1 protein-coding gene is annotated in these 496 nt (G+C 50.6%); it reads right to left on the bottom strand.

Going from position 1 to position 496, the window contains the following annotated elements; genetic code table 11:
* Positions 1-496: cytochrome c biogenesis protein ResB (locus ACTHUR_RS19025; protein ID WP_440400336.1), on the bottom strand; the 496-nt coding region annotated here is incomplete at both ends.

The following is a 496-nucleotide window of genomic DNA, read 5'->3' as shown; positions in this document are numbered from 1 at the left end:
GAGTGCGGTCGGCATCAGCCAGATTCCACGCTTTAAACGTCAAGTCCGAGCCGCCGTCGGCAAAACTTGCCTGATAAACTGTAATACCGTGCAGCGTCAAAGGATGGTTGACGCGGATGGTGTGTTCGCTGACTTTGCCGGTCGCCTTGTCCGTTACTTCCAAGTCACTAGCAAAATCACGCGGCATACCGGTATCGTAAAAATCAATATGGAATTTCTTCAATTTGACGGAAAACGGTAAGTCTTGCACGAGCATGCCGTTATCCGCATTCAGAAACACCACGTCCGCGCTCTGCCCTTCCGCGATATTGACGTTGCCCCTAAACGACAGGTTGGATTCTCCCAACACGCTTTCGGGCTTAAAGTCTTTGGCATAAACCGCCGTATTGTCCGGCACGACTTGGCCGGTAAGCATACCGATTTTCAGCAGGATATTGCTGTCTATCAAACCGCCCAAACAAATCACAATAAGCGCGGCATGGGCAAAGATATAGCC

The sequence above is a fragment of the Neisseria sp. P0021.S007 genome (assembly GCF_051956855.1).
Note: the sequence above shows the minus strand (reverse complement) of the source record. Positions and strands in the feature narration are given on the sequence as shown.